The sequence below is a fragment of the Conexibacter sp. DBS9H8 genome (genome assembly GCF_023330685.1).
GTDB lineage: Bacteria > Actinomycetota > Thermoleophilia > Solirubrobacterales > Solirubrobacteraceae > Palsa-465.
Genome location: NZ_CP097128.1, coordinates 2507599 through 2530431 on the forward strand (window position 1 = coordinate 2507599; position 22833 = coordinate 2530431).

General features: G+C 67.3%; 16 protein-coding genes and 1 rRNA gene. 1 reads left to right on the forward strand and 16 read right to left on the reverse strand.

Annotated features, from left to right (window positions below; all coding sequences use genetic code 11):
- Positions 1–135: 135 nt before the first annotated feature.
- Together M3M55_RS11960 and tyrS are read right to left on the reverse strand one after the other, a co-directional pair.
- A 16S ribosomal RNA gene (locus tag M3M55_RS11960) occupies positions 136–1682 on the reverse strand.
- A gap of 691 nt (positions 1683–2373) precedes the next feature.
- On the reverse strand, positions 2374–3552 hold the full coding sequence (gene tyrS / locus M3M55_RS11965; RefSeq protein ID WP_249009731.1) for a tyrosine--tRNA ligase: 1179 nt from the start codon (positions 3550–3552) through the stop codon (positions 2374–2376).
- A 375-nt stretch (positions 3553–3927) separates the two neighbouring features.
- On the opposite strand from tyrS, the gene M3M55_RS11970 reads away from it, so the two are divergent.
- Positions 3928–6228 (forward strand): transglycosylase domain-containing protein, encoded by a 2301-nt coding sequence (locus M3M55_RS11970; protein WP_249009732.1) that lies wholly within the window; start codon positions 3928–3930, stop codon positions 6226–6228.
- A gap of 34 nt (positions 6229–6262) precedes the next feature.
- Here M3M55_RS11970 and M3M55_RS11975 read toward each other — a convergent pair whose 3' ends face one another.
- The 14 genes from M3M55_RS11975 to M3M55_RS12040 form a co-directional block, all read right to left on the reverse strand.
- A complete protein-coding gene (locus tag M3M55_RS11975) occupies positions 6263–6889 on the reverse strand; it encodes a DNA-3-methyladenine glycosylase (protein ID WP_249009733.1) in 627 nt (208 codons plus the stop codon).
- Between the two features lie 42 nt (positions 6890–6931).
- Positions 6932–8077, reverse strand: a complete 1146-nt coding sequence (locus M3M55_RS11980) for a DegT/DnrJ/EryC1/StrS aminotransferase family protein (RefSeq protein WP_249009734.1) — start codon at positions 8075–8077, stop codon at positions 6932–6934.
- On the reverse strand, positions 8074–9693 hold the full coding sequence (cimA, locus tag M3M55_RS11985; protein ID WP_249009735.1) for a citramalate synthase: 1620 nt from the start codon (positions 9691–9693) through the stop codon (positions 8074–8076). Before cimA ends, M3M55_RS11980 begins: the two co-directional genes overlap by 4 nt.
- A 15-nt stretch (positions 9694–9708) precedes the next feature.
- Positions 9709–10650 (reverse strand): branched-chain amino acid transaminase, encoded by a 942-nt coding sequence (locus M3M55_RS11990; protein WP_249009736.1) that lies wholly within the window; start codon positions 10648–10650, stop codon positions 9709–9711.
- Between the two features lie 38 nt (positions 10651–10688).
- Entirely contained in the window at positions 10689–11729 is a 1041-nt protein-coding gene (gene leuB / locus M3M55_RS11995) for a 3-isopropylmalate dehydrogenase (protein WP_249009737.1), read from the reverse strand.
- Positions 11730–11758: 29 nt separating this feature from the next.
- A complete protein-coding gene (locus M3M55_RS12000) occupies positions 11759–14173 on the reverse strand; it encodes an MMPL family transporter (RefSeq protein WP_249009738.1) in 2415 nt (804 codons plus the stop codon).
- A gap of 95 nt (positions 14174–14268) precedes the next feature.
- Positions 14269–15129, reverse strand: a complete 861-nt coding sequence (locus M3M55_RS12005) for an ABC transporter permease (protein WP_249009739.1) — start codon at positions 15127–15129, stop codon at positions 14269–14271.
- Positions 15126–15869: an ABC transporter ATP-binding protein gene (locus tag M3M55_RS12010; protein WP_249009740.1), complete on the reverse strand. Its 744-nt coding sequence runs from the start codon at positions 15867–15869 to the stop codon at positions 15126–15128. Before M3M55_RS12010 ends, M3M55_RS12005 begins: the two co-directional genes overlap by 4 nt.
- A gap of 22 nt (positions 15870–15891) precedes the next feature.
- Complete coding sequence (locus tag M3M55_RS12015; protein WP_249009741.1) at positions 15892–16671, reverse strand: methyltransferase domain-containing protein; 780 nt, start codon at positions 16669–16671, stop codon at positions 15892–15894.
- 25 nt (positions 16672–16696) lie between these two features.
- Complete coding sequence (leuD, locus tag M3M55_RS12020) at positions 16697–17257, reverse strand: 3-isopropylmalate dehydratase small subunit (protein WP_249009742.1); 561 nt, start codon at positions 17255–17257, stop codon at positions 16697–16699.
- 4 nt (positions 17258–17261) lie between these two features.
- Positions 17262–18656 carry a 3-isopropylmalate dehydratase large subunit gene (gene leuC / locus M3M55_RS12025; protein WP_249009743.1) on the reverse strand — a complete coding sequence of 465 codons (1395 nt, stop codon included), beginning with the start codon at positions 18654–18656 and terminating at the stop codon, positions 17262–17264.
- Between the two features lie 59 nt (positions 18657–18715).
- The gene (locus M3M55_RS12030) at positions 18716–19321 is read right to left on the reverse strand and encodes an XRE family transcriptional regulator (protein WP_249009744.1); all 606 of its coding nucleotides are present in this window, start codon (positions 19319–19321) and stop codon (positions 18716–18718) included.
- Positions 19322–19566: 245 nt separating this feature from the next.
- Entirely contained in the window at positions 19567–21045 is a 1479-nt protein-coding gene (locus M3M55_RS12035; protein ID WP_249009428.1) for an IS1182 family transposase, read from the reverse strand.
- Between the two features lie 197 nt (positions 21046–21242).
- Entirely contained in the window at positions 21243–22721 is a 1479-nt protein-coding gene (locus M3M55_RS12040) for an IS1182 family transposase (protein WP_249009428.1), read from the reverse strand.
- Positions 22722–22833: the final 112 nt, after the last annotated feature.

Genomic DNA, 22833 nt, shown 5'->3' on the forward strand with positions numbered 1-22833 from the left:
TTCCAGGTCCGGTCGACATCTCTAGTACCAATCTCTGCAGAAGCCGGGGAACTCGAGGTTCCACCTATTGCCACTGACTCGACCGACGGTATTGCCGGCCGGGCTTGGTGCGCCTGCTCAAGGCAGACTCCCTAGAAAGGAGGTGATCCAGCCGCAGCTTCCGCTACGGCTACCTTGTTACGACTTCACCCCAGTCACGAGCCCCACCTTCGACGGCTCCCTCCCTTGCGGGTTAGGCCACCGGCTTCGGGTGTTGCTCACTCCCATGGTGTGACGGGCGGTGTGTACAAGGCCCGGGAACGTATTCACCGCGGCAATGCTGATCCGCGATTACTAGCAACTCCGCCTTCATGCAGGCGAGTTTCAGCCTGCAATCCGAACCGAGACGCGCTTTAAGGGATTCGCTCCACCTCGCGGTCTTGCAGCCCTCTGTACGCGCCAATGTAGCACGTGTGTAGCCCTGGACATAAGGGGCATGATGACTTGACGTCATCCCCACCTTCCTCCGGTTTGTCACCGGCAGTCTCGCATGAGTCCCCAACTAAATGCTGGCAACATGCGACGGGGGTTGCGCTCGTTGCGGGACTTAACCCAACATCTCACGACACGAGCTGACGACAGCCATGCACCACCTGTGAATCTGCCCCGAAGGGAAACCGTGTTTCCACGGCGGTCAGAAACATGTCAAGCCCAGGTAAGGTTCTTCGCGTTGCGTCGAATTAAACCACATGCTCCGCTGCTTGTGCGGGCCCCCGTCAATTCCTTTGAGTTTTAGCCTTGCGGCCGTACTCCCCAGGCGGGGTACTTAATGCGTTAGCGTCGGCACGGAGGGAGTCGACACCCCCCACACCTAGTACCCATCGTTTACGGCGTGGACTACCAGGGTATCTAATCCTGTTTGCTCCCCACGCTTTCGCGTCTCAGCGTCAGTCACGTCCCAGAGTGCTGCCTTCGCCATTGGTGTTCCTCCTGATATCTGCGCATTTCACCGCTACACCAGGAATTCCACACTCCCCTTCCGGACTCTAGCTCGACAGTTTCCACCGGCATTCCAGGGTTGAGCCCTGGACTTTCACAGCAGACTTGTCAAGCCGCCTACACGCGCTTTACGCCCAATGATTCCGGACAACGCTAGCCCCCTACGTATTACCGCGGCTGCTGGCACGTAGTTAGCCGGGGCTTCTTCTGAAGGTACCGTCACTCCAACCGGCTATTCACCGGCAAAGCTTCGTCCCAACTGAAAGGGCTTTACAACCCGAAGGCCGTCTTCACCCACGCGGCGTTGCTGCGTCACGCTTTCGCGCATTGCGCAAGATTCCCCACTGCTGCCTCCCGTAGGAGTCTGGGCCGTGTCTCAGTCCCAGTGTGGCTGATCGTCCTCTCAGACCAGCTACGCATCGTCGCCTTGGTAGGCCGTTACCCCACCAACTAGCTAATGCGCCGCGGGCCCATCCCGATACGGAGGCCGAAGCTTCCTTTCCCCGCCGGCCTTACGGCTGGAGGGCACATCCGGTATTAGCCCGTCTTTCGACGGGTTGTCCCGGTTATCGGGGCAGGTTACCCACGTGTTACTCACCCGTTCGCGGCTTTGCCCCGGGCCGAAGCCCGGTTCGTCGCTCCACTTGCATGTGTTAGGCACGCCGCCAGCGTTCGTCCTGAGCCAGGATCAAACTCTCCGTGAAGAACTGCTGCCGGCCGTTGTGCGGCCGGCTCACGAAAAGCTGTCAAAGAGCTCGCGTCCTCATCTCCGTAGGCGCTTGGCCTCCGGCGAGCGATGCGAGTCTTGGGCCTCCCTCTTGGCAGAGGTTATGAGGCCCTCGTGTACCGGCCAACCTCTCAGAGAGAAGCGGCGTCGGAGAGCTCGATGTACACGGTGAGCTCTCAACACGAGACGGGTTCAATCTTGGCACCGTCTTTTCGGATGCCCCCGTATGACCGGGCGCTCCGAGACGGTGTCGAACCTGGACACACCTTCGGCCTACTAGGCGTATGGCCGAGGTGCGCATGCTGTTGAGTTTTCAAAGACCGCCGCGCCTCCGTGAGAGGGTTTCTCTCGTTTCGGCGCCCGTGGCCGAGGCCACGAGGCAGGCAGAGGAGTATAGCCATTCGAGTCGGCGGAGTAAAACGACCCGTGGGCGGTTTGTCCTCCGCAGCGCCCGAACCGGCCGGACTTCTTCTGCGGTCGGCAAAGGTAGCAGGGGTCACGCCGATCGCCGCGAAAACTTTTTTCCCAGTTCTCCCGGCCCGGTGTTCAGCCTGCAAATCCCCTCAGTCTTCGGTCCTGTCCGGGCTCATGGACCGCCCAACATCGCGTGCCCGCCCTGCGGCTCGGTGCGCTGGGGCGGCGTCGACCTCGCAGCGCACCGGGCCGGATCAGGTGAGGTGTAACCGGACGTGTCGGCGCTTGCCGAGGGAGAGGACCCGTCCGCCAAGGGCGACGGCGTCGCGGTCCAGTGGTTCGGCGGCCAGCGGTTCTCCGTCGAGCCGGACGCCGCCTTGGCTCAGCAGTCGGCGCGCCTCGGACGTTGAGAGGCGAAAGGCGGCGGCCATCAGCGCCGGCAGGTGGACCGCCTCCCCACCCGTGTCGTAGTGGAACTCGGGGACCTGAATCGGCAGCTCACCGCGTACGAAGACGCGATCAAAGGCGGCCTCCGCCTCCGCTCCTCTGCCGGGGCCGGCAAAACGGTCCGCCAGCGCCCTCGCAAGCGCGCGCTTGGCGTCGCGGGGGGATACGTCCGTTGGCAGTGGCTCGCCGAGGAGGAGGTCATACCACTGAGGAAGTGCCGCATCGGGCACCGACAGCGTCTTGCCGTAGATCTCGGCGGCGGGTTCGGCCACCCCGACGTAATTGCCCAGTGACTTCGACATCTTCTTCTCACCGTCGGTCCCGACGAGCAGCGGAACGGTGAGGATCGCCTGGCCGGGGAGCCCGTAAGCTCGTTGAATCGAGCGGCCCATCAGCAGATTGAAGGTCTGGTCGGTGCCTCCGAGCTCGACGTCGGCCCGGACGGCGACGGAGTCGTATCCCTGCAGAAGCGGGTAGAGGAGTTCAAGCATCGAGATCGGGGTTCTGTCCGCCAGGCGGCGCGCGAAGTCTTCGCGCTCGACGACGGTCGCGACGGTCGTCGTGGAGAGCAGGCGAAAGAGCGCCGGCATCCCCATCATCAGCCAGTCGGCGTTATGGCGGATCTCGGTGCGGTCGCGGTCGAGAATCTTGAACGCCTGCTCCTGGTAGGTGGCGGCGTTGGCGGCGATCTGCTCCGGATCGAGCATCGGCCGGGTGCTCGAGCGACCGCTCGGATCACCGACCTGAGTGGTGCCATCACCGATGATCAGCACCGCGGTGTGACCGAGCTGTTGGAACTCTGCGAGCTTCTGGAGGACCACGGTGTGGCCGAGCGTGAGATCGGGGGCCGTCGGATCGACTCCGAGCTTGACTCGGAGGGGCCGCCCCTCGGCGAGTTTGCGCTCGAGGTCGCCATCGGGAAGACATTCGACGCTGTTGCGGGTCAGCCAGCGGGCGGCGCCGCCGGGTGTCGAGCGCTCGTCCATGGCCGCCATCCTAGAGGCCGACTCGGTCGCGGCACCCGACGGCCGCGACCGTGCAGATGCGCGCGTCGGTGCCTGGTAGCGCAGAGCCTCCACACGCGACGTCCGTCCGGGGTCTAAACTGCTCGCCCCGGTTGCCGCCACCGCACTCGCTCCTGCGCCGTCTCTCGGTCCGGGCAGTCTGACCGCTCCCCGGGTTGGGGGTCGAACGCTGGGCCTGGCACCGCTGATATGACCGTCGAAGATCACACCTTCACCGACCGGCCGGCTCGTGGCGCTGGCGTGGACCCGCCATCGCTCACCGTCAGCGGTCCGCGACGCGAGCGGGTTCGACGCCGGGGAGAGGGACCGCGCCCGCGCCTGCGCAAGCTTCGGGTCGTGGTCGTCACCCTGAGCCTGCTGGTGATCGCCGGGATCGCCGCCGTGTTCGGGATGTTGACAGCGGTCGCGTCCGACCTGCCACAGCTCTCCAACCAGGTGCAGTATCAGGCGAACGTCGACTCGGTCCTCTACGACGACACGGGCAAGCCGATCGGGGTCCTCGCCCCGCCCAACCAGCCGGTGATCGACCGCTGGAGCCAGATCTCTCAGAACATGGTCCACGCGATCGTCTCGGTGGAGGACAAGCACTTCTGGACCGACCCGGGGATCGATCTCAAGAGCATCGCCCGGGCCTTCCTCAACGACATCGCCGGGGGGCCGACCCAGGGTGCGTCGACGATCGCTGAGGAGTTCGTCAAGAACGCCTTGGCCGAGCAGAACAACCGGACGATCCTCGAGAAGCTGCGGGAGGCCGGACTCGCCTTCCAGCTCGTCCACCGCTGGAAACGGACCAAGATCCTCACCCAGTACCTCAACATCATCTACTTCGGCAACGGTGCGTACGGAATCGAGTCCGCCGCCCGGATCTACTTCGGCAAGCAGTTGGGGTATGACCCAACCGACCCGAGCGCAGGCCGGTGCGGGACGGCCACCGTCCAGAACCCTCACTTGCCATCCTGTGCGAGCCTGCTCAAGCCCTATCAGGCTGCTCTGCTCGCCGGAATCGTCGCAAACCCCGGCGGGTTCAATCCGCTCTACTACCCGAGCGCCGCCCGCGCCCGCCGCAACCTCGTCCTGTCGGACATGCTCGCCCAGCGCTACATCACCCGCCAGGTCTTCACCCACGCCAACGCCCGTCCGCTGCCGACCGTCAACGACATCCAGCAGCCCGCCGAGCCTCCGTCGGCGCCGTACTTCACCAGCTGGGTCCGCCCCCAGATCATCACCGCGCTCGAGCGAGAGGGGGTCCCGGCCAAGATCGCCCCGTACGAGGCCTACTACGGTGGGCTCAAGATCAAGCTGACAATCAACCTCGCGATGCAGCAGGCCGCCCAGCAGGCCGTCGACGAGTTCATCGCCCAGGCCCACGGCCCGTCGGCGACACTCATCTCGATCGACAATGCAACCGGCGAGGTCCGGGCGATGGTGTCAGGCAACGGCGACTACCAGGCGGACCCGTTCAACCTCGCGACGCTCGGGTACCGCCAGCCCGGGTCGGCCTTCAAGCTCTTCACGCTCGCTCAGGCGCTCGGGACCGGCGATTACACGCCGAGCTCGATCATCGATTCGCACCCGCTCGACATCCCCTTCCGCCAGCCTGACGGCGCAATCGGGCACTTCATCGTCCATAACTACGCCAACGTCTACACCGGCCCGACGACGCTTGCCCAGGCGACTGCGGTGTCAGACAACAGCGTGTTCGTCCAGGTCGGCATGCACGTCGGGACCGTCAACATCGCGCGCCAGGCGCACCTGCTCGGGATCCGTTCCCCGGTCTCCACCAACCCGGCGATGATCATCGGCGGGCTCAGCCAGGGAGTCTCGAACCTCGACCTCACCCACGCGTATGAGACGGTTGCCAACGGGGGCGAGAAGGTCTACAACCCGATCCTCGGCGACGTCGACGAGGGCCCGATCGGAATCCACTCGATCGCCGGGTGTGGCGCGTGCGCCCAGCATGACATCGTCAACCACCCAACGGACCGGCGTGTCATGTCCGCGAGCGTCGCCGCAACGATCCACAGCCTGCTGCAAGGGGTCGTCGCGACAGGCACAGGCGGCTTGGCGGCGATTCCGGGAGTCGACGTGGCCGGTAAGACGGGTACGACCAACAACGAGGTCGATGCCTGGTTCTGTGGCTGGACCCCGCAGCTGACGACGTGCGTGTGGATGGGCTACCCCAACAGCGGCAAGGCGATGCTTACCAACTGGAACGGCCAGCCCGTCGTCGGCGGCAGTTTTCCCGCAGAGATCTGGAAGGCCTACACGGAAGCGGCGCTGAACCTCCTAGCTGGGCAGTCCTCGGGGACGAGCGCTCAGACCAGCGCCGGCTCATCGACGGCAACGGCCGTCACCGCCGGCGGATCGAGCAGCGCTCCCTCCTCCGCGACGGTTCCATCGGGGGCGGTGGGCGCCGCCACCCCCCCGGCGACCGTGACCACTCCAGCGGGTAACGGTCCAGCCGGCACGACCCCGGCGACCACGACGCCTGCCAGTACGACCCCCGTCACCCCGGCCGGTACCACCCCGGCCGCGCCGGTCAGCACCACCCCGGGCACCAGCACCGGCGGGTCGCCGCCCCCCCCAACCACGGGCACCGGCGGCGCAAGCTCCGGAGGCGCCGGCCTCGGGGGCTGAGCGCGCCCTCACGACGGGCCGGCCGAGGCGGCGCTCAGCGCGGAGGTACCGATACGCACGCCGACTGAACCGCACAGAACCGCCAAGGCAGACCGACAGCCTTGGTGATGCCGATCCGCGTGGCCGTGGTGATCTCCGGTTCCTCCCAGCCAGGGCCCCGGGACAAGATGCTCAGCCGTCCCCGACTGAGCTCGCTCCCGTTGTCCGTGAGCGTGATCCCGAGCGCCTGGCTGAGCCGCCCAGGACCCGCGCACAGAGCGCGGGCATGGGCGCGGTCGCTGCGCGGCGGCATCGTCAGAGAGTCGATTCGGCGGCGCAGAGCCATCCGCTCCTGTCCCCAGACCGGCTCGAGGCCGCGGATGAGCACCGCCGCCCCCACTCCCTCCGGCTCACAGACGGCGTTGACGAGCGCGTGCACCCCGTAGGAGCGGTAGACGTAGGCGATTCCCGGCGGCCCGAACAGGGTCGCGGTCCGTGCGGTGAGGCCGACGTGGGCATGGCAGGCGGGCTCAGAGTCGTGATAGGCCTCGGTTTCGACGATCACCCCGGCCGCATCGCCCGTGGCAAGGACGCAGCCGATGAGCTCGGCGGCAACGGTCAGCACCGGCCGGGCGAAGAATGCTCGGCCGAGGCGACGCCGGCCGATGAAGGGCGGCGCCACCGCGACCGGGCTCGTCAGATCGTCTTGCCCGGTCACTCGCCGTCACGTCGGCGCGACGCGCCCGAGCACCGCGGTGAGAGCGGCGACGACGGTCGCCACCTGCGCCTCGGTCATCGCCGGAAAGAACGGGAGCGCAAGGGAGCGCGCGGAGACCTCCTCAGTCACGGGAAACTGGCCGGACCGATAGCCGAATCGCTCGCGGTAGTAGGACATCAGGTGGATGGCGGGGAAGTACGGCTTGGCGGGTACGCCGCGTTCCGCCAGGGCGCGCACCGTCGCATCGCGGTCCTGCCCGGAGGGCAGTTGGACGACGAAGACGAACCACCCGCGACGAGCCGCGCTCCCACCGACTCCGTCGGCGCAGGGCAACCCGAGCCCGCGGTCCGTCAGCGCACCGAGGTACTGGCGGTACAGCGCCGCCACTCGGGCGCGGTCGGCGAGCATGGCATCGAGCCGCTCAAGCTGGGCGATGCCAAGGGCGCAGTGAAGGTCAGAGAGTCGGTAGTTGAAACCGAGGCGATCATGGTCGAGCCAGCCCATGTCCGGCGCGCGCCCTTGGTTGCGCTCGCTGTCGATCCGCTCCTTCTGGGCCGGGGAGGCACACACGACCATGCCGCCCTCGCCGGTGGCGATCTGCTTGTTCGCGTAGAACCCGAACACGGCCGGATGTCCGCGGCTCCCGACCCGCTCCCCGGTGTCGGCATAGGTGCCGCCGAGCGCCTCACAGGCATCCTCGACGATCGGCAGCCCGTGGCCTTCGAGGGCGGCCAGGTCAGCCGGGTATCCGAACACGTGCACGGGCAGAAGGGCGGCTGTCCGCGGCCCGATCGCGGCGGCCGCAGCATCGGGATCGAGGTTGAGGGTGACGGGGTCGATGTCGGCGAACACGGGGGTCGCTCCCTCGTACAGTGCGACGTTGGCGGAGGCGACGAAGCTGAACGGTGTGGTGACCACCTCGGTCCCGGGAGCCACCCCGACGGCGCGCAGGGCGAGGTGCAGTCCGGCGGTCCCCGAGGACACCGCGCTCGCGTGGACTGCGCCGACGCGGTCAGCGAACGCGTGCTCGAACCGAGCCAGACGCGGGCCGAGCGAGAGGTGTCCGGAGCGGAGCACCTCGAGCACAAGCTCCTCCTCGCGGGCCCCGAGCACAGGTTGGGCAAGCGGCAGCGGGCCGCCGGGCTCGCTCACGGCTCGCGTCCCGCCAGCCGGGCTCCCCGGGCGGCATGGGTGGACGCGGTCTGCATCCCGTACTCGAGTGAGTCAAGCAGCGCTTCCCAGGAGGCCTCGATCACGTTGGCGGAGACGCCAACGGCGCCCCACTCGCGGCCGTCCTCGCCCGTCGAGTCAAGCAGCACTCGGGTGACGGCCTCCGTTCCCTTGTTGCCGTCGAGGATCCTCACCTTGAAGTTCGCCAGCTCGATGCCCGCCAGATCGGGGTAGATCGCCGCGAGCGCGCCGCGCAGCGCCGCGTCGAGGGCGTTGACGGGCCCGTTGCCCTCGGCGGTCTGGACGTAGCGCACGGCGTCCGGGCCGGGCGGCGCCCACAGCTTCACCGTCGCCTCCGTGGCGACACGGTCCTCGGCGCGCTTCTCCACGATCACCCGCCAGGACTCGAGCACGAACAGCGGCTCGTAGTCCCCGGTGGCCTTGCGCAACAGGAGCTCGAGCGAGCCGTCGGCCGCCTCATAGTGATAGCCCCGGTGCTCACGCTCCTTGACGTCTTCGAGGACGCGGGCGGCGACGTTGTCCTCAAGCGAGATCCCGGCGCGCTCGGCGTGTGCGAGGATCGTCCCGCGGCCCGACAGCTCGGAGACGAGGACGTCGCGACTGTTGCCGACGAGCACCGGGTCGATGTGCTCGAAGGTGGCCGGGTCGGCTGCGATGCCGGCCACGTGCATGCCTCCCTTGTGGGCAAAGGCGTTGCGTCCCACGTAGGGCTGATCTGGATTGGGGGCGAGGTTGAGCAGCTCGTTGAGAAAGCCGGATGCGGCGGTGAGCTGGGCAAGCTGGTCCGGCCTGACGCACGCGTAGCCGAGCTTGAGCTGGAGGTTCGCCACCGCGGTCGTGAGGTTCGCGTTGCCGCAGCGCTCCCCGTAACCGTTCTGGGTGCCTTGGACCTGCCGGGCACCGGCCGTGACGGCCGCGAGCGTGTTGGCCACCCCGAGTCCGGCGTCGTCGTGGCAGTGGATTCCGACCGCCACCGCCGGAGGAAGCGTGGCTCGGACGGCAGCGATCGCCTCGGCGATCTGCTCGGGCAGGGAGCCACCGTTGGTGTCGCAGCAGACGACCGTGTCGGCTCCGGCGCGTGCGGCCGCCATCAGGCAGGCGAGCGCGTACTCGCGGTCGGCACAGAAGCCGTCGAAGAAGTGCTCGGCGTCGTAGATCACCCGCTTCCCCGCGGAGACGAGGAACGCGACCGAGTCCGCGATCATCGCGAGATTCTCGGCCGGGCTCACCTTCACGACCTTCTCAAGGTGCAGCGACCACGTCTTGCCGACGATCGTGGCGATCGGGGCAAAGCAGTCCGCGAGCACCGCGAGTGCCGGGTCCTCGGCGGCGCTGAGGTCCTTGCGGTGCGTCATGCCGAATGCCGCCACCTGCGCGTGGTCGAAGCGCTCGGCGCTGAGCAGCCCGAACAGTTCGAGTTCCTTCGGGTTCGAGCTGGGGAAGCCGGCCTCGATGACGTCGATGCCGAGCTCGTCGAGGGTATGGGCGACCCGGAGCTTCTCATGCGCCGACAGCGACATTCCCTCCCCCTGCATGCCGTCACGCAGGGTCGTGTCGTAGAGCTCGATCCGCGTCATCGATCGCCGGTGGCGTCAGGGTGCGGCGCTGGCGGCGGGCACGTCGACGATGTCGAGCCAGGCGGCATAACGGTCGTCCAGTCCACGCAGCGCCCGCTCGAAGACGTCGGCGACCTGGGCGGTGATCGGTCCCCGCTCACCGTCACCCACGACATGATCGTCGACCCTGGTCACCGGCACGAGCTCAGCGGCGGTGCCGGTGAGGAACACCTCGTCAGCGACGTACAACTCGGCCCGGGCGATGTTGCGCTCGATCAGCTCGAAACCGCAGTCCCGGGCGATCTCGATGATCGAAGCGCGCGTGATCCCGTCGAGAATCGCGGCCGACTGGGGCGGGGTGAGCAGCTGACCGTTGCGCACGACGAAGATGTTCTCCCCGCTGCCCTCGGAGACGAAGCCGTGGTCGTCGAGCATGATCGCCTCGTCGTAGCCGGCCTTGAGGGACTCGAGCTTGGCGAGGATCGAGTTGAGGTACTGGCCGGAGGCTTTGGCGTGGGGAATGAGCGCGTCGGCCGACATCCGCCGCCAGGAGGAGACCTTCGCGTGGATCCCGGCGAGCTTGGCGTCTTCGCCGAGGTAGGCACCCCACGGCCAGGCGGCGATTGCGACCTCGACCGGGGCCGCGAGCGGGTTGAGCCCCATCGAGCCATACCCCCGGAAGGCGATCGGCCGCAGGTAGCACTCGCGCAGTCCGTTGGCCTTGAGCAGGTCGTGGGCGGCTTCGCGGATCTCCGCCTTGGAGAACGGGATGTCCATGTAGTAGAGCGCGGCGGACTGAAAGAGCCGATCGATGTGGTCGGCGTGGCGGAAGATCGCCGATCCGCGCGACGTTTCGTACGCACGGACCCCCTCGAAGACGCCGGTGCCGTAGTGCAGACCGTGGGTCAGGACGTGTACCTTCGCGTCCTCCCAGGCAACGAGCTCCCCGTTTTGCCAGATGAGGTCCGCTTGATCCACGTCGTTTCTCCTTGCTTGTGGCGACCGTGGCCGGACGCCTACAGGTGTGCGAGTACGGCCTGCGCGGCCTGCGCCGTCGACGCGGAACCGCCCAGATCCCGTGTCCTGAGGCCGTCGGCCAGGGCCTGGTGAACCGCTGATTCTACCGCCGCCGCCGGGTCCTCCAAACCGAGGCCGTGACGGAGTAGGAGGGCGGCAGAGAGGAACATCGCGAGGGGATTGGCAACCCCCTGGCCGGCGATGTCGGGGGCCGAACCGTGGACCGGCTCGAACACACCCGGGGCACCGGGGGCGCCGAGGCTCGCGCTCGGGAGCATGCCGATGCTGCCGGTGAGCGTCGCGGCCTCATCCGAGAGGATGTCGCCGAACATGTTCTCGGTGACGAGCACGTCGAACCCGGAGGGGTGCGAGACAAGCTGCATCGCGGCGTTGTCGACGAGCACGTCGGTGAGTTCGATATCGCCGTACTCGGCGGCGTGCAGCGTGTGCACGACCTCCCGCCACAGGCGGCTTGTCTCCAGCACGTTGGCCTTGTCAACGGAGGCGACCCGCCCTGAGCGTCCGCGCGCGGCCTCGAAGGCGACGCGGGCGATCCGCTCGATCTCAGCGGCGGTATAGGTGCACAGGTCGCTCGCCTGAGTGGCCGTCCGCGTCTTCTCCCCGAAGTAGATGCCTCCGGTGAGCTCCCGGATGACGAGCAGATCGGTTCCGGCGATCACCTCCCCCTTGAGCGGGCTGGCCGCCGACAGGGCCGGGATCGGCTTGACGGGCCGGAGGTTCGCGTACAGACCCAGGCCCTTGCGCAGGCCGAGGAGGCCCTGCTCGGGGCGCGGCCGCTGGGGATCCGTGCTGTCCCATTTGGGTCCGCCGACGGCGGCGAGCAGGACGGCGTCGGCGTTGGCGCACGCGGCAAGGGTGTCGTCGGTGAGCGCAGCCCCGTCGGCATCGATGGCTGCCCCGCCGAAGCGATGCTCCTCAAAGCGCAGGTCGAGTCCGAGCCGCTCGAGCAGCGTCACGGTCGGGGCGGTGATCTCGGGACCGATCCCGTCCCCCGGGAGAAGAACGATCGTGTGTGACATGGGTCCGCGACCCTAGCAGCGCGAACCGTTCAGGCGCTGTCGGGCGCGGGTGTCAGCCGCGCCTCGGGCCCGGCCGGTTCCGCCGGCGAAGGGGTGGCGGGCCCGGCGAGTGTCGGCTGCCCGAGGCGCGAGGGCCACCAGTTCCAGCGCCCGAGCAGCATCACCGTGGAGGGGACGAGCAGGGTGCGCACGAGAAAGGTGTCCATGAGGATGCCAAGGGCGAGTCCGAACCCGATCGGCGTGAACGAGCTCGCGCCCTTCCCGCCGCCACCGCCACCCCCGACGATCGCGAAGACCGCGAACGTGCCACCGAGGATGATGCCGGCGGTCGTCACCGTCGACCCGCTGCGAGAGACGGCCTTGATCACCGCCTCGCGCAGCGGCATGTGCCGCGCCTCCTCACGGATCCGGGTCATCACAAGGATGTTGTAGTCCTCGCCGAGGGCGAGCAGGAAGATGAACAGGAGGAACGGGAGGACGAAGGTGATCCCGCCGTAGTTCCCGAAGTCGAGGAAGACGATCGTCGCCGCCCCGAGCGCGGCAAGGAAGGACAGGCCGACGCTGACGATGAGATAGAGCGGCGCGATGGCGGAACGGAGCACGAGGGCGAGCAGGAGGCCGATCGCGACAATCGCGATCGGCACGATCAGCGCGAGGTCGCTGTTGGCGGCGCTGTTGATGTCGTAGACCGCGGCGGCCTCACCGGACACGCCGGTCTGGGTTGCCCCTGACGTAGCACCCGCGCGGTGAACGGCCGCCCGGATCTGCGGGGTGGCGTTCATCGCCGCCGTCGAGTCCTGGGCGCCGGCACGCAGGGCCGCCTCGAACTGCAGTATCCGTCCGTCTGCGGAGAGGAACAGCGCATCAGCTCGGTAGGCGTCGTAGACCGGCGCGGGCACACCGACCCCGGCCGGAACCCTCAGCGGCAGTTGCTGAGGCGGGCCGAGGCGATGGTGGAGCGCGACGAACTCGGCCGGACTGAGGGTGGTTCCGTTCGGATCGAGCGGCCCGCTGAGCGCAGTGAACTGTCCGGAGCGTTCGAGCGAGCGTTCGGCGGCGTTGATCGTCGCCGGATCGTTCCAGACGTTGTGGCCGAAGGCGAAGACGAGGTTCGCGGGGTTGTTCGCCGACCGCGGGAAGTGCCGGGCAAGGGCGGCGTTCCCGGCGGCCGCGCTCGTCCCGGCGGGGGCGGTCGTGCTCCCGCCGAAACCACCGGCCTGATATCCCAGGGCGCCGAGGGCGAGCCCACCGAAGATGATCAGCCCGACGACGAGCGTGACGCCGGGCCGGGCGACGAGCCGCTTGGCGACCGTGCCCCACACCCCCTCCTTCTGGGCGCCTGGGCGGGGGATGACCGGCCAGAACGCCTTGGTGCCGAAGATCGCCAGCAGTGCCGGCTGCAGGGTGAGGCCGATCAGCAGCATCACGAACACGCCGATCGCGAGCGGCAGACCGAGGTCGTGGTAGAGCCCGAAGCTGGCGAACAGCAGCGTGAGCAGGGCGAGGATGACCGTTCCTGCCGATCCGGTGATCGACTCACCGACGCTCACCACCGCCCGGGCCACACCGGCCCGCGCCTCGAGCCCATCGCGCATGTTCTCGCGGACCCGGAAGACGAGGAACAGTCCGTAGTCGGTGCCCGCCCCGATCAGCAGAACGATCAGGAGGATCTGGGTGATCGCGGAGATCTGCAGCACACCGGCGGAGGCGATCGCCGCGACCACCCGCATCGAGATGAGCAAGGCGAACACGCTCGGTATGAGGGTGATGACCGCCGCGAGCGGTGAGCGGAAGACGAGCAGCAGCAGCACCACGACGAACAGGATCGAGAACAGCTGGGTTTGGTTTCCCTGCTTGTTGGATTGGTTCTGGCTCGCGACGACCGTGGCGATCTGGCCGGCGACGTTGAGCGACAGGCCGGGGGGCGCGCCCGCCTTGGCGAGCGTGGCCGTGATCTTGTCGATCAGGGTCTTGTCCTTGGAGATCTCTGACTGGCTCGCCGTCGCACGGATGAGGAGTTCGGCCGCCTCACCGTCCCGGGCGACCCCGCCGAGGCGAACCGAGTGGACGGCGGGTACCGCGAGCAGAGCGCGCGCGAGGCGCTGGAGGGTGGCCGTGTCCGCCGGCGTCAGTGGCGTTGAGGCGGAGGCGACGACCTGGATGCTCGTGTTCTTGGTGCCGATCCCCGCCCCGGTGAGAGGAGCGGCGAGGTTGGCGGCCCTGATGCTCGGCTCGCTCGGCTTCAGAAACGCCGAGTTGTTCCCGTTGATCTCATTGGCGATGTTCGGCATCACCGCCGAGGTGAACGCAACCGCGAGAACCCAGAAGACGAGGATCGCCCAGCGGAAGCGGACGACGAAGCGCCCCAGGCCGGCATAGACGGTGGCGATCCGGCCATGCGGCGGCTCGTTCGGCGACGGAACGCTCGGGGCGGAGGCGGTCATGATCACAAAGGTAGTCCGTGGCAGGCGGCGGCTGAAGGGACCCAAGGGCTGATCTGTGATTCATCCCACGGGCGGAGAACGCGGTCCCCGCCGGGTCAGCTGCGCAGGTACCGGCCCCGGGTGAAGATCCACAGATCCACGGCGAACAGCGCGGCGGTCGCCGCGGCGAGCGCCAGGAACGAGACGAGGATCGACGTCTCCCGGAAGCCGATGAACCCATACCGGGTGAGCGAGATCATGTAGTAGATCGGGTCGAAGTGGGTGAGGGTCCCGAAGGGCTGGGGTAACGAGGAGGCCGAATAGAAGACCCCGCCGAGGAAGATGAGCGGCTGGATGACGAAGGTCTGATAGAGGGCGACATCATCGAACTGTTTGGCCCGCACCCCGACGAGCACCCCGGCGAGAGCGAAGAAGAGGCCGACGAGCGCGATCGACGGCAGCAGCACGAGCAGGTGGCGAACCGGCTCGCCGACGAGCGCCCCGGCAACGGCGTAGGAGATGCCCGAGACGAGCAGGCCCCGGAGGAAGCCGCCAAGGGTGAAACCGAGCAGCAGCTCGAGCGGGGAGGCGGGGGAGCTGAGTTGATCGTCGATCGCGTGGGTGAACTTCTGCTGCAGGATCGAGCTGGAGTTGTTCGCGAACGCGTTGGTCGCGAACGCCATCATGATCAGCCCCGGGAGGACGAAGACGATATAGCGGAAGCCGTGGACGAGGTGGATCGCCGCCCCGAGCGCCGCACCGAACACCGAGATATAGAGGAACGTCTCGAGGATCGGCGCCCCGAGCGTCTGGCGTTTGATCTTCATGAAGCGGGCGACTTCACGGCCGACGAGCGCACGCATCCGGATGCGGCGGGTGCCGACGGTCACCGGCCCGCCGCTGACGAGCGGGCGGCGCCCGTCCCGGCGGGGTGAGCCGAAGGCACTGAGGCCGGAATCGGAGTCGAGGCTGCTCATGCGCGGGAGAGTTCGTCGCGGCCGATCAGGCGCAGGTAGGCGTCCTCCAGCGTGGCGACATGGAAGTGATCGCAGATCTCGCCGACTGAACCCTCGGTGATGATCGAACCGTGGTTGATGAAGGCGATCCGGTCACAGAGCCGCTCGGCCTCCTCGAGGTAGTGGGTCGTCAGCAGGATCGTCGTGCCCTCCACGTTGACCCGCTCGATGTAGCGCCACAGCTCGAGGCGCAGCTCGACATCGACGCCCGCAGTCGGCTCGTCGAGGATGAGCAGGGGCGGGCGGTGCATCAGGGCGCGAGCGAGCGTGAGCCGCCGCTTCATGCCGCCTGAGAGGAACCGGGTGAAGTCCTCCCGTTTCTCGGTGAGGCTGAAGGCCTCGAGCAGCTCACCGGCCCGGGCGCGCCGCTCTCGCCGCGTCATTCCGAAGTAGCCCCCGTGGTAGTCGAGCACCTGTTCGACGGTGAGGAACTGATCGAGATTGATCTCCTGCGGGGCGAGCCCCACCCCCGAGCGTGCATGCTGATAATGGTTGACCGCGTCATGCTCGAACACCCGCACGCTGCCGGAGGTCGGACGAGCAAGACCCGTCGTGCAGTGGATGAGCGTCGACTTGCCCGCGCCGTTGGGACCGAGCAGACCGAAGAAGGCGCCTTCGGGGATCTGCAGCGTGACGCCCTTGAGCGCCTCGGTGCCACTCGGATAGCGCTTGACGAGGTTCTGAATGTCGAGGGCGAGCATCAGGCGCCGAGCTTATTTCGGATTAGTCAACCGCTTCAGTCGACTTTGTTGCGACGATGTTGAGGCGAACGTAATCGAGGACGAGCGGATGCGTGCACCGTTCGAGCACCCGGTCGACGAAGACCTCGCGCAGCGCGGGGGGGAGCGCGTCGAGGTGGCGGACAAGGCAGACGCTGGTCAGGAACGGCTTTGGATCGTCGATCGCGGTCGGCGCCGGCGCGAGCCAGGTGTGGACGTCACGGAACCCGGCGTCGGTGAGCCGGACGGCGGTCGCGTCTGCACCGGCGTAGTGCCAGGGCCGGGTCCAGTCCTGGAAATACTGGGCAAACGGTGCCTCGGTGAAGGCGACGTCGTCTGCGATCGCGCGGAAGGCGTCGATGTTGCCCTCTCCCCCACATTGGGCGACGAGGCGTCCGCCGGGCCGGAGGGCCAGCGCGAGCCGGCGAAAGAGCGTGTCGTGGTCGGCGATCCAGTGAAAGGTGGCGCTCGAGAAGATCGCGTCGACCGGCTCGGGCAGGGTGAGCTCCGTCAGCTCCTGGGCGAGCACGGTGACCGGCCGTCCGGCGAGCGTCTCGCGGGCGTGGGCGACCATCGACGGAGCCACGTCGACGGCGTAGATCCGGCCGGCCGGGAGCGCATCGGCGAGCATCGCCGTGACCGCGCCCGACCCACACCCGGCGTCACAGACCGTCTCGTCCCCGCGCAGCTCGAGACGGTCGATCAGCGCCTTGGCCCACCCCCGGTGGGGCGTGGAGACCCGATGGTAGGTGCGGGCGTCCCAATCCCGATTCGCGCTCGGCATCACCCGGGCACCCCGGTGGCTGGGCTCACAGCGCCGTGGTCACCGGACCCTGGCGCTCCCGTTGGCTCTCATAGGCGGCGATCGCCTCCTCCTGAGAGAGGGTGACGCCGATGTCATCGAGCCCGTTCAGCAGGCGGTGCTTGATCTCCGCGTCGATGGCGAAGGTGGCTGACCCGCCGGGCCAGCGGACCTCCTGGGCGGCGAGGTCGATCTGGGCGCTGCCGGCCTCCGCGATCGCCGCGCACGCCTCCGCCGGCAGCGGGATCGGAAGCAGGCCGATCTTCGTGCAGTTGGAGTAGAAGATGTCGGCGAAGCTCTCGGCGATGATCGCCTGGAACCCGTAGTCCTCCAGTCCCCACGGGGCGTGCTCACGACTGGAGCCACAGCCGAAGTTGCGCCCGGTGACGAGGATCGGGTTGGCCGGGAGGTGCCAGTCCGGCTCCTTGGCCCAGTCGTAGAAGAGGAACTCGCCAAAGCCGGTCCGCTGGACCCGCTTGAGGAACTGCTTGGGCATGATCTGGTCGGTGTCAATGTCATCACGCCGGAGCACGGACACCTCGCCGGTGATCGTTTCGATCGCTCGCATGGGTTCAGGCCTCCGCGGTGGGTGAGTGGGTGGACGGGGTGGATGGTGACCAGGTGCGGATGTCGACGAAGTGTCCCTCGATCGCCGCGGCCGCCGCCATCTGTGGGGAGACGAGGTGGGTCCGTGCTCCCCGGCCCTGGCGCCCCTCGAAGTTGCGGTTCGAGGTCGAGGCGATCCGCTCCCCGGGGGCGGCGACGTCCGGGTTCATGCCCAGGCACATCGAGCAGCCGGCCGCCCGCCAGTCGAAGCCGGCGGCCCGGAAGATCTCGTCGAGCCCCTCGGCCTCGGCCTGGGCCTTCACCTGAACCGAGCCGGGCACGACCATCGCGTAGACGCCGTCGGCGACCCGGCGGCCGCGGACCATGTCGGCGGCGGCGCGGAGATCGCCGATCCGCGAGTTCGTGCAGGACCCGATGAACACCCGGTCGAGGGTGATCTCCTCGATCGGGGTGCCGCCACGGAGGCCCATGTAGTCGAGGGCGCGCTCATCCTGCTCAGAACGCGGGGCCGGCACGTCATCGGTGACGGGCGCGACCATCGCCGGGTTGGTGCCCCAGCTCACCATCGGGGAGATCTGCCCACAGTCGATGACGAGCTCCCTGTCGAAGCGAGCCCCCTCATCACTGCGCAGCTCCCGCCAGTCGGCCGGTACCTCCGCCGGGGCAGCGGGTCGGCCGATGACGTAGGCGAAGGTCGTCTCGTCCGGCGCGATCATCCCGGCCCGGCCGCCCCCCTCGATCGTCATGTTGCAGACGGTCATCCGGCCCTCCATCGAGAGCGCCTCAATCGCCGGGCCCGCGAATTCGACCACGTATCCGGTCGCCCCGGCGACGCCCATCTGGCCGATCGTGTAGAGGATCAGGTCCTTGGCGGTGACCCCGTAGCCGAGCGCCCCGTCATACCGGATCCTCATCGACTTGGGCTTGGTCTGCACAAGCGTCTGGGTGGCAAGCACATGTTCCACCTCAGAGGTGCCGATCCCGAAGGCAAGCGCGCCGAATGCACCGTGGGTGGCGGTATGGGAGTCGCCGCAGACGATCGTCATCCCCGGCTGGGTGACGCCGAGCTCGGGGCCGATCACGTGCACGATCCCCTGATGCTCGGAGCCGAGCGAGTAGATCGGAATCCCGAACTCCGCCGCGTTCGCCTCGAGGGTCTGGACCTGCACTCGGGAGAGCTCGTCCGCGATCAGGCGGGCGGCCGCGGTCCCGTCGGTCGGCGTGTTGTGGTCGGCGGTCGCGAGCGTGCGGTCGGGCCGGCGCACCTGACGGCCGGACAGCCGCAAGCCGTCAAAGGCCTGCGGGCTCGTCACCTCGTGCACGAGGTGAAGGTCGATGTAAATGAGGCCCGGCGCGACCTCGTGGCGCTCCCAGATCTTGTCGAACAACGATTGAGGCATATCTCTCCTCTGTCGGGACGGGGTGGGTCGGGTGACGTTCACGGTCTCAGCGGAACGCGTCAGCTGCGCCGCAATCCGGCGCTGAGGATCGCGTACAGGGTCGCCTCCCCCGGGCCGCGATTCTCGAAGTGGTGGGGCAGGTCGGCGTCGAAGGTGACGGCGTCGCCGGGACCGAGCTCAAAGCGCTCGCCGTCACAGGCGAACGTGACCGTCCCCTCCCGGATGAGAGCGGTCTCACGGCTACCCGGCTCATGCATCGGCGGGTCTCCGGCCCCGCCCGTGGATGCCCCGGGGGCGAGCACATGTTCGGAGAGCTCGACCCGTTGGCCGGGCAGCGGCGGGGTGAGAATCTCGTAGCGATGCCCGGCGACGCCGCCCGGTCCCTTGCGCCGCTCACCGGCCCGGACGACGCTGACCGCACCCTCCTCATCGAGTCGCAGCAGCTGCGACAGGCGCAGCTCCAGTCCAGCCGCGATCTTGGCGGCGATCTGCAGGGTCGGGCTCGTCTCCCCCCGTTCGACCTGAGAGAGCATCGGTGCCGAGACCCCGCAGCGGTCGGCGAGGTCACGGAGGGAGAGGTCCATCGCCTCTCGCAGCGCCTTGACCCGCGGTCCCAACGGCCCGGGGCCCGCCGGCGAGCCCGCAGCCGACTCCCCCGCGGGCATCGCTGCGGGTATGCCTTGGCCGGGTTCGGTGATTGAGTCGGTCCTCACGACCCGATGTACGCTATCACATACGTTTGTAAGCTCAGGGAAGGGCCGGGCTGATCCTAGGAGCGTGGGTCGGTAACGGTTCTGGGCAGGAGTGAGCGCGGCTTGGACAGGCCAGGTTCGCGGTGGGCGGGATCGGTTGGTTGCGGACAATCGGGTTGAGCGCGTCGGTGGCGCCGCTCAGGGCACGTTGGGGCGGGTCATCCGGCCGAGATCAGCACCAGCCCGCCGTTGCGGTGCAGCTTGAGCAGGTTGTGCACCGCGCAGTGGAATCGCCATTGAGCACGAGCGGCGGCCTTGCCGCGTAGCCTCAGCTCACGCGCGTTCTGGACGGTGCTCATCTGTCCGAACACCGGCTCAACGATCGCTTTGCGCCGCTTGTAGACAGCTGCGCCGTTCTTGGTCTTCAGCTTCCGTGCCATCAACTGCTTCGGTGTCGCGTCCTTCGGGATCCGCCCACGCGGCGCCGGCACGGGCGGTTCTGTGTGCTTGAACCGGCCGGTCGCGAGATACGGGTCAAGGCTGTGCTGAGCAGTAACCCGAACGTTCTCCTCGGAGAAGTAGCCGGCGTCAGCGACCAGCGCCGCCTTGTCCGGCAATGACGCGTCGATCGCCGCCAAGTTCTCATCAAGCTGATCCAACGCCGGCTCCAGTTGCCGGGCATCCGGGGCCTGGTCAGAGACATCTGCGACCACGATCACCTGGGTGTGAGAGTCAACGACAGCCTGGGCGTTGTAGCACTGATGAAACGCCCCATCTGACGTTTTCATGATCTTGGACTCAGGGTCGGTGAAGTTCCGTTGCGCCTTGGGTTTGGGCTTGAAGGGATCACGCCCCGACGGTGAAGTCCGCGGCTCGCGACCCTCCTCACGCATCTCCGCCCGCCGGGCTTCCTCAGCCGCTTTGGCCTCAGCCTCCAATGCCTCTTTCGCTTCACGGATCACAGCGAGACGACTTTCGCGCCGCTGAAGCTCATCGGGCAACTCATCACCACGACGATCCACGCCGAACTCAACATCCTCAGCGGCATCGGTCGCGGCAGCGTCCGCGAGAACATCCTTGACCTGGGCACGCAACGCGGCGATCTCCACATCAAGCTCGGTCTCTTTCTTGACCATCCGCCCGTAGCTCATCGCCTTATGCCTGGACGCGTTCGCACGGAGCTTGGTGCCATCCAACGCCAGGGTGCCCAACCCGACCATGCTCGCCTTCTGACACAACCTCAGAGCCTGGACGAACAACTCTCCCAACGCCTCAAGATGACGTTCACGGAACCGGCCGATCGACCTGAAGTCCGGATGCTGATCTGCGCACAACATCCGGACCGCCACGTCACGGTAGGTCGCACGCTCCAGCTTGCGAGACGACGTCACCGCGTTCGCGTACCCATAGATCAACAGCTTGAGCATCAGGCGCGGGTCATAGGGCGGAAAGCCACGCTGCTCCGTGTAATCCGCATAGATCGCGGACAAGTCCAAAACACCGGAATCGACCAGGTCCGACACGAAGTGCGCCAGATCCCCCTCAGGCACCCAGTCCCGAAGCACCGGCGCCATCAACAACACCTGCTCAGGGTCATAGGCCCGGAACGTCTTCTCCACCGCCAGCCGCTCCGCGGCCACCGACACCTCGGGCAGGGCCTCTACCTCAACCAGCCGGTCCTGAACAATCGCGCTCATGACCACATGGTCTTAAACCCGCCGGACGGACCCGGCCGGGTTACCGACCCACGCTCCTAGGAGCGTGGGTCGGTAACGGTTCTGGGCAGGAGTGAGCGCGGCTTGGACAGGCCAGGTTCGCGGTGGGCGGGATCGGTTGGTTGCGGACAATCGGGTTGAGCGCGTCGGTGGCGCCGCTCAGGGCACGTTGGGGCGGGTCATCCGGCCGAGATCAGCACCAGCCCGCCGTTGCGGTGCAGCTTGAGCAGGTTGTGCACCGCGCAGTGGAATCGCCATTGAGCACGAGCGGCGGCCTTGCCGCGTAGCCTCAGCTCACGCGCGTTCTGGACGGTGCTCATCTGTCCGAACACCGGCTCAACGATCGCTTTGCGCCGCTTGTAGACAGCTGCGCCGTTCTTGGTCTTCAGCTTCCGTGCCATCAACTGCTTCGGTGTCGCGTCCTTCGGGATCCGCCCACGCGGCGCCGGCACGGGCGGTTCTGTGTGCTTGAACCGGCCGGTCGCGAGATACGGGTCAAGGCTGTGCTGAGCAGTAACCCGAACGTTCTCCTCGGAGAAGTAGCCGGCGTCAGCGACCAGCGCCGCCTTGTCCGGCAATGACGCGTCGATCGCCGCCAAGTTCTCATCAAGCTGATCCAACGCCGGCTCCAGTTGCCGGGCATCCGGGGCCTGGTCAGAGACATCTGCGACCACGATCACCTGGGTGTGAGAGTCAACGACAGCCTGGGCGTTGTAGCACTGATGAAACGCCCCATCTGACGTTTTCATGATCTTGGACTCAGGGTCGGTGAAGTTCCGTTGCGCCTTGGGTTTGGGCTTGAAGGGATCACGCCCCGACGGTGAAGTCCGCGGCTCGCGACCCTCCTCACGCATCTCCGCCCGCCGGGCTTCCTCAGCCGCTTTGGCCTCAGCCTCCAATGCCTCTTTCGCTTCACGGATCACAGCGAGACGACTTTCGCGCCGCTGAAGCTCATCGGGCAACTCATCACCACGACGATCCACGCCGAACTCAACATCCTCAGCGGCATCGGTCGCGGCAGCGTCCGCGAGAACATCCTTGACCTGGGCACGCAACGCGGCGATCTCCACATCAAGCTCGGTCTCTTTCTTGACCATCCGCCCGTAGCTCATCGCCTTATGCCTGGACGCGTTCGCACGGAGCTTGGTGCCATCCAACGCCAGGGTGCCCAACCCGACCATGCTCGCCTTCTGACACAACCTCAGAGCCTGGACGAACAACTCTCCCAACGCCTCAAGATGACGTTCACGGAACCGGCCGATCGACCTGAAGTCCGGATGCTGATCTGCGCACAACATCCGGACCGCCACGTCACGGTAGGTCGCACGCTCCAGCTTGCGAGACGACGTCACCGCGTTCGCGTACCCATAGATCAACAGCTTGAGCATCAGGCGCGGGTCATAGGGCGGAAAGCCACGCTGCTCCGTGTAATCCGCATAGATCGCGGACAAGTCCAAAACACCGGAATCGACCAGGTCCGACACGAAGTGCGCCAGATCCCCCTCAGGCACCCAGTCCCGAAGCACCGGCGCCATCAACAACACCTGCTCAGGGTCATAGGCCCGGAACGTCTTCTCCACCGCCAGCCGCTCCGCGGCCACCGACACCTCGGGCAGGGCCTCTACCTCAACCAGCCGGTCCTGAACAATCGCGCTCATGACCACATGGTCTTAAACCCGCCGGACGGACCCGGCCGGGTTACCGACCCACGCTCCTAGTGCGCAAGCAGGCAGCCCGCCCCGGACACCCACGAGGCTGCCGAGACCGCCA

Coding starts and splice junctions, on each gene's coding strand:
- tyrS (WP_249009731.1), bottom strand. CDS start 3,552: ATGGACGAGCGCTCGACACCCGGCGGCGCCGCCCGCTGGCTGACCCGC.
- cimA (WP_249009735.1), bottom strand. CDS start 9,693: ATGACGCGGATCGAGCTCTACGACACGACCCTGCGTGACGGCATGCAG.
- leuB (WP_249009737.1), bottom strand. CDS start 11,729: ATGTCACACACGATCGTTCTTCTCCCGGGGGACGGGATCGGTCCCGAG.
- M3M55_RS12000 (WP_249009738.1), bottom strand. CDS start 14,173: ATGACCGCCTCCGCCCCGAGCGTTCCGTCGCCGAACGAGCCGCCGCAT.
- M3M55_RS12005 (WP_249009739.1), bottom strand. CDS start 15,129: ATGAGCAGCCTCGACTCCGATTCCGGCCTCAGTGCCTTCGGCTCACCC.
- M3M55_RS12010 (WP_249009740.1), bottom strand. CDS start 15,869: ATGCTCGCCCTCGACATTCAGAACCTCGTCAAGCGCTATCCGAGTGGC.
- M3M55_RS12015 (WP_249009741.1), bottom strand. CDS start 16,671: ATGCCGAGCGCGAATCGGGATTGGGACGCCCGCACCTACCATCGGGTC.
- leuD (WP_249009742.1), bottom strand. CDS start 17,257: ATGCGAGCGATCGAAACGATCACCGGCGAGGTGTCCGTGCTCCGGCGT.
- leuC (WP_249009743.1), bottom strand. CDS start 18,656: ATGCCTCAATCGTTGTTCGACAAGATCTGGGAGCGCCACGAGGTCGCG.
- M3M55_RS12030 (WP_249009744.1), bottom strand. CDS start 19,321: ATGCCCGCGGGGGAGTCGGCTGCGGGCTCGCCGGCGGGCCCCGGGCCG.
- M3M55_RS12035 (WP_249009428.1), bottom strand. CDS start 21,045: ATGAGCGCGATTGTTCAGGACCGGCTGGTTGAGGTAGAGGCCCTGCCC.
- M3M55_RS12040 (WP_249009428.1), bottom strand. CDS start 22,721: ATGAGCGCGATTGTTCAGGACCGGCTGGTTGAGGTAGAGGCCCTGCCC.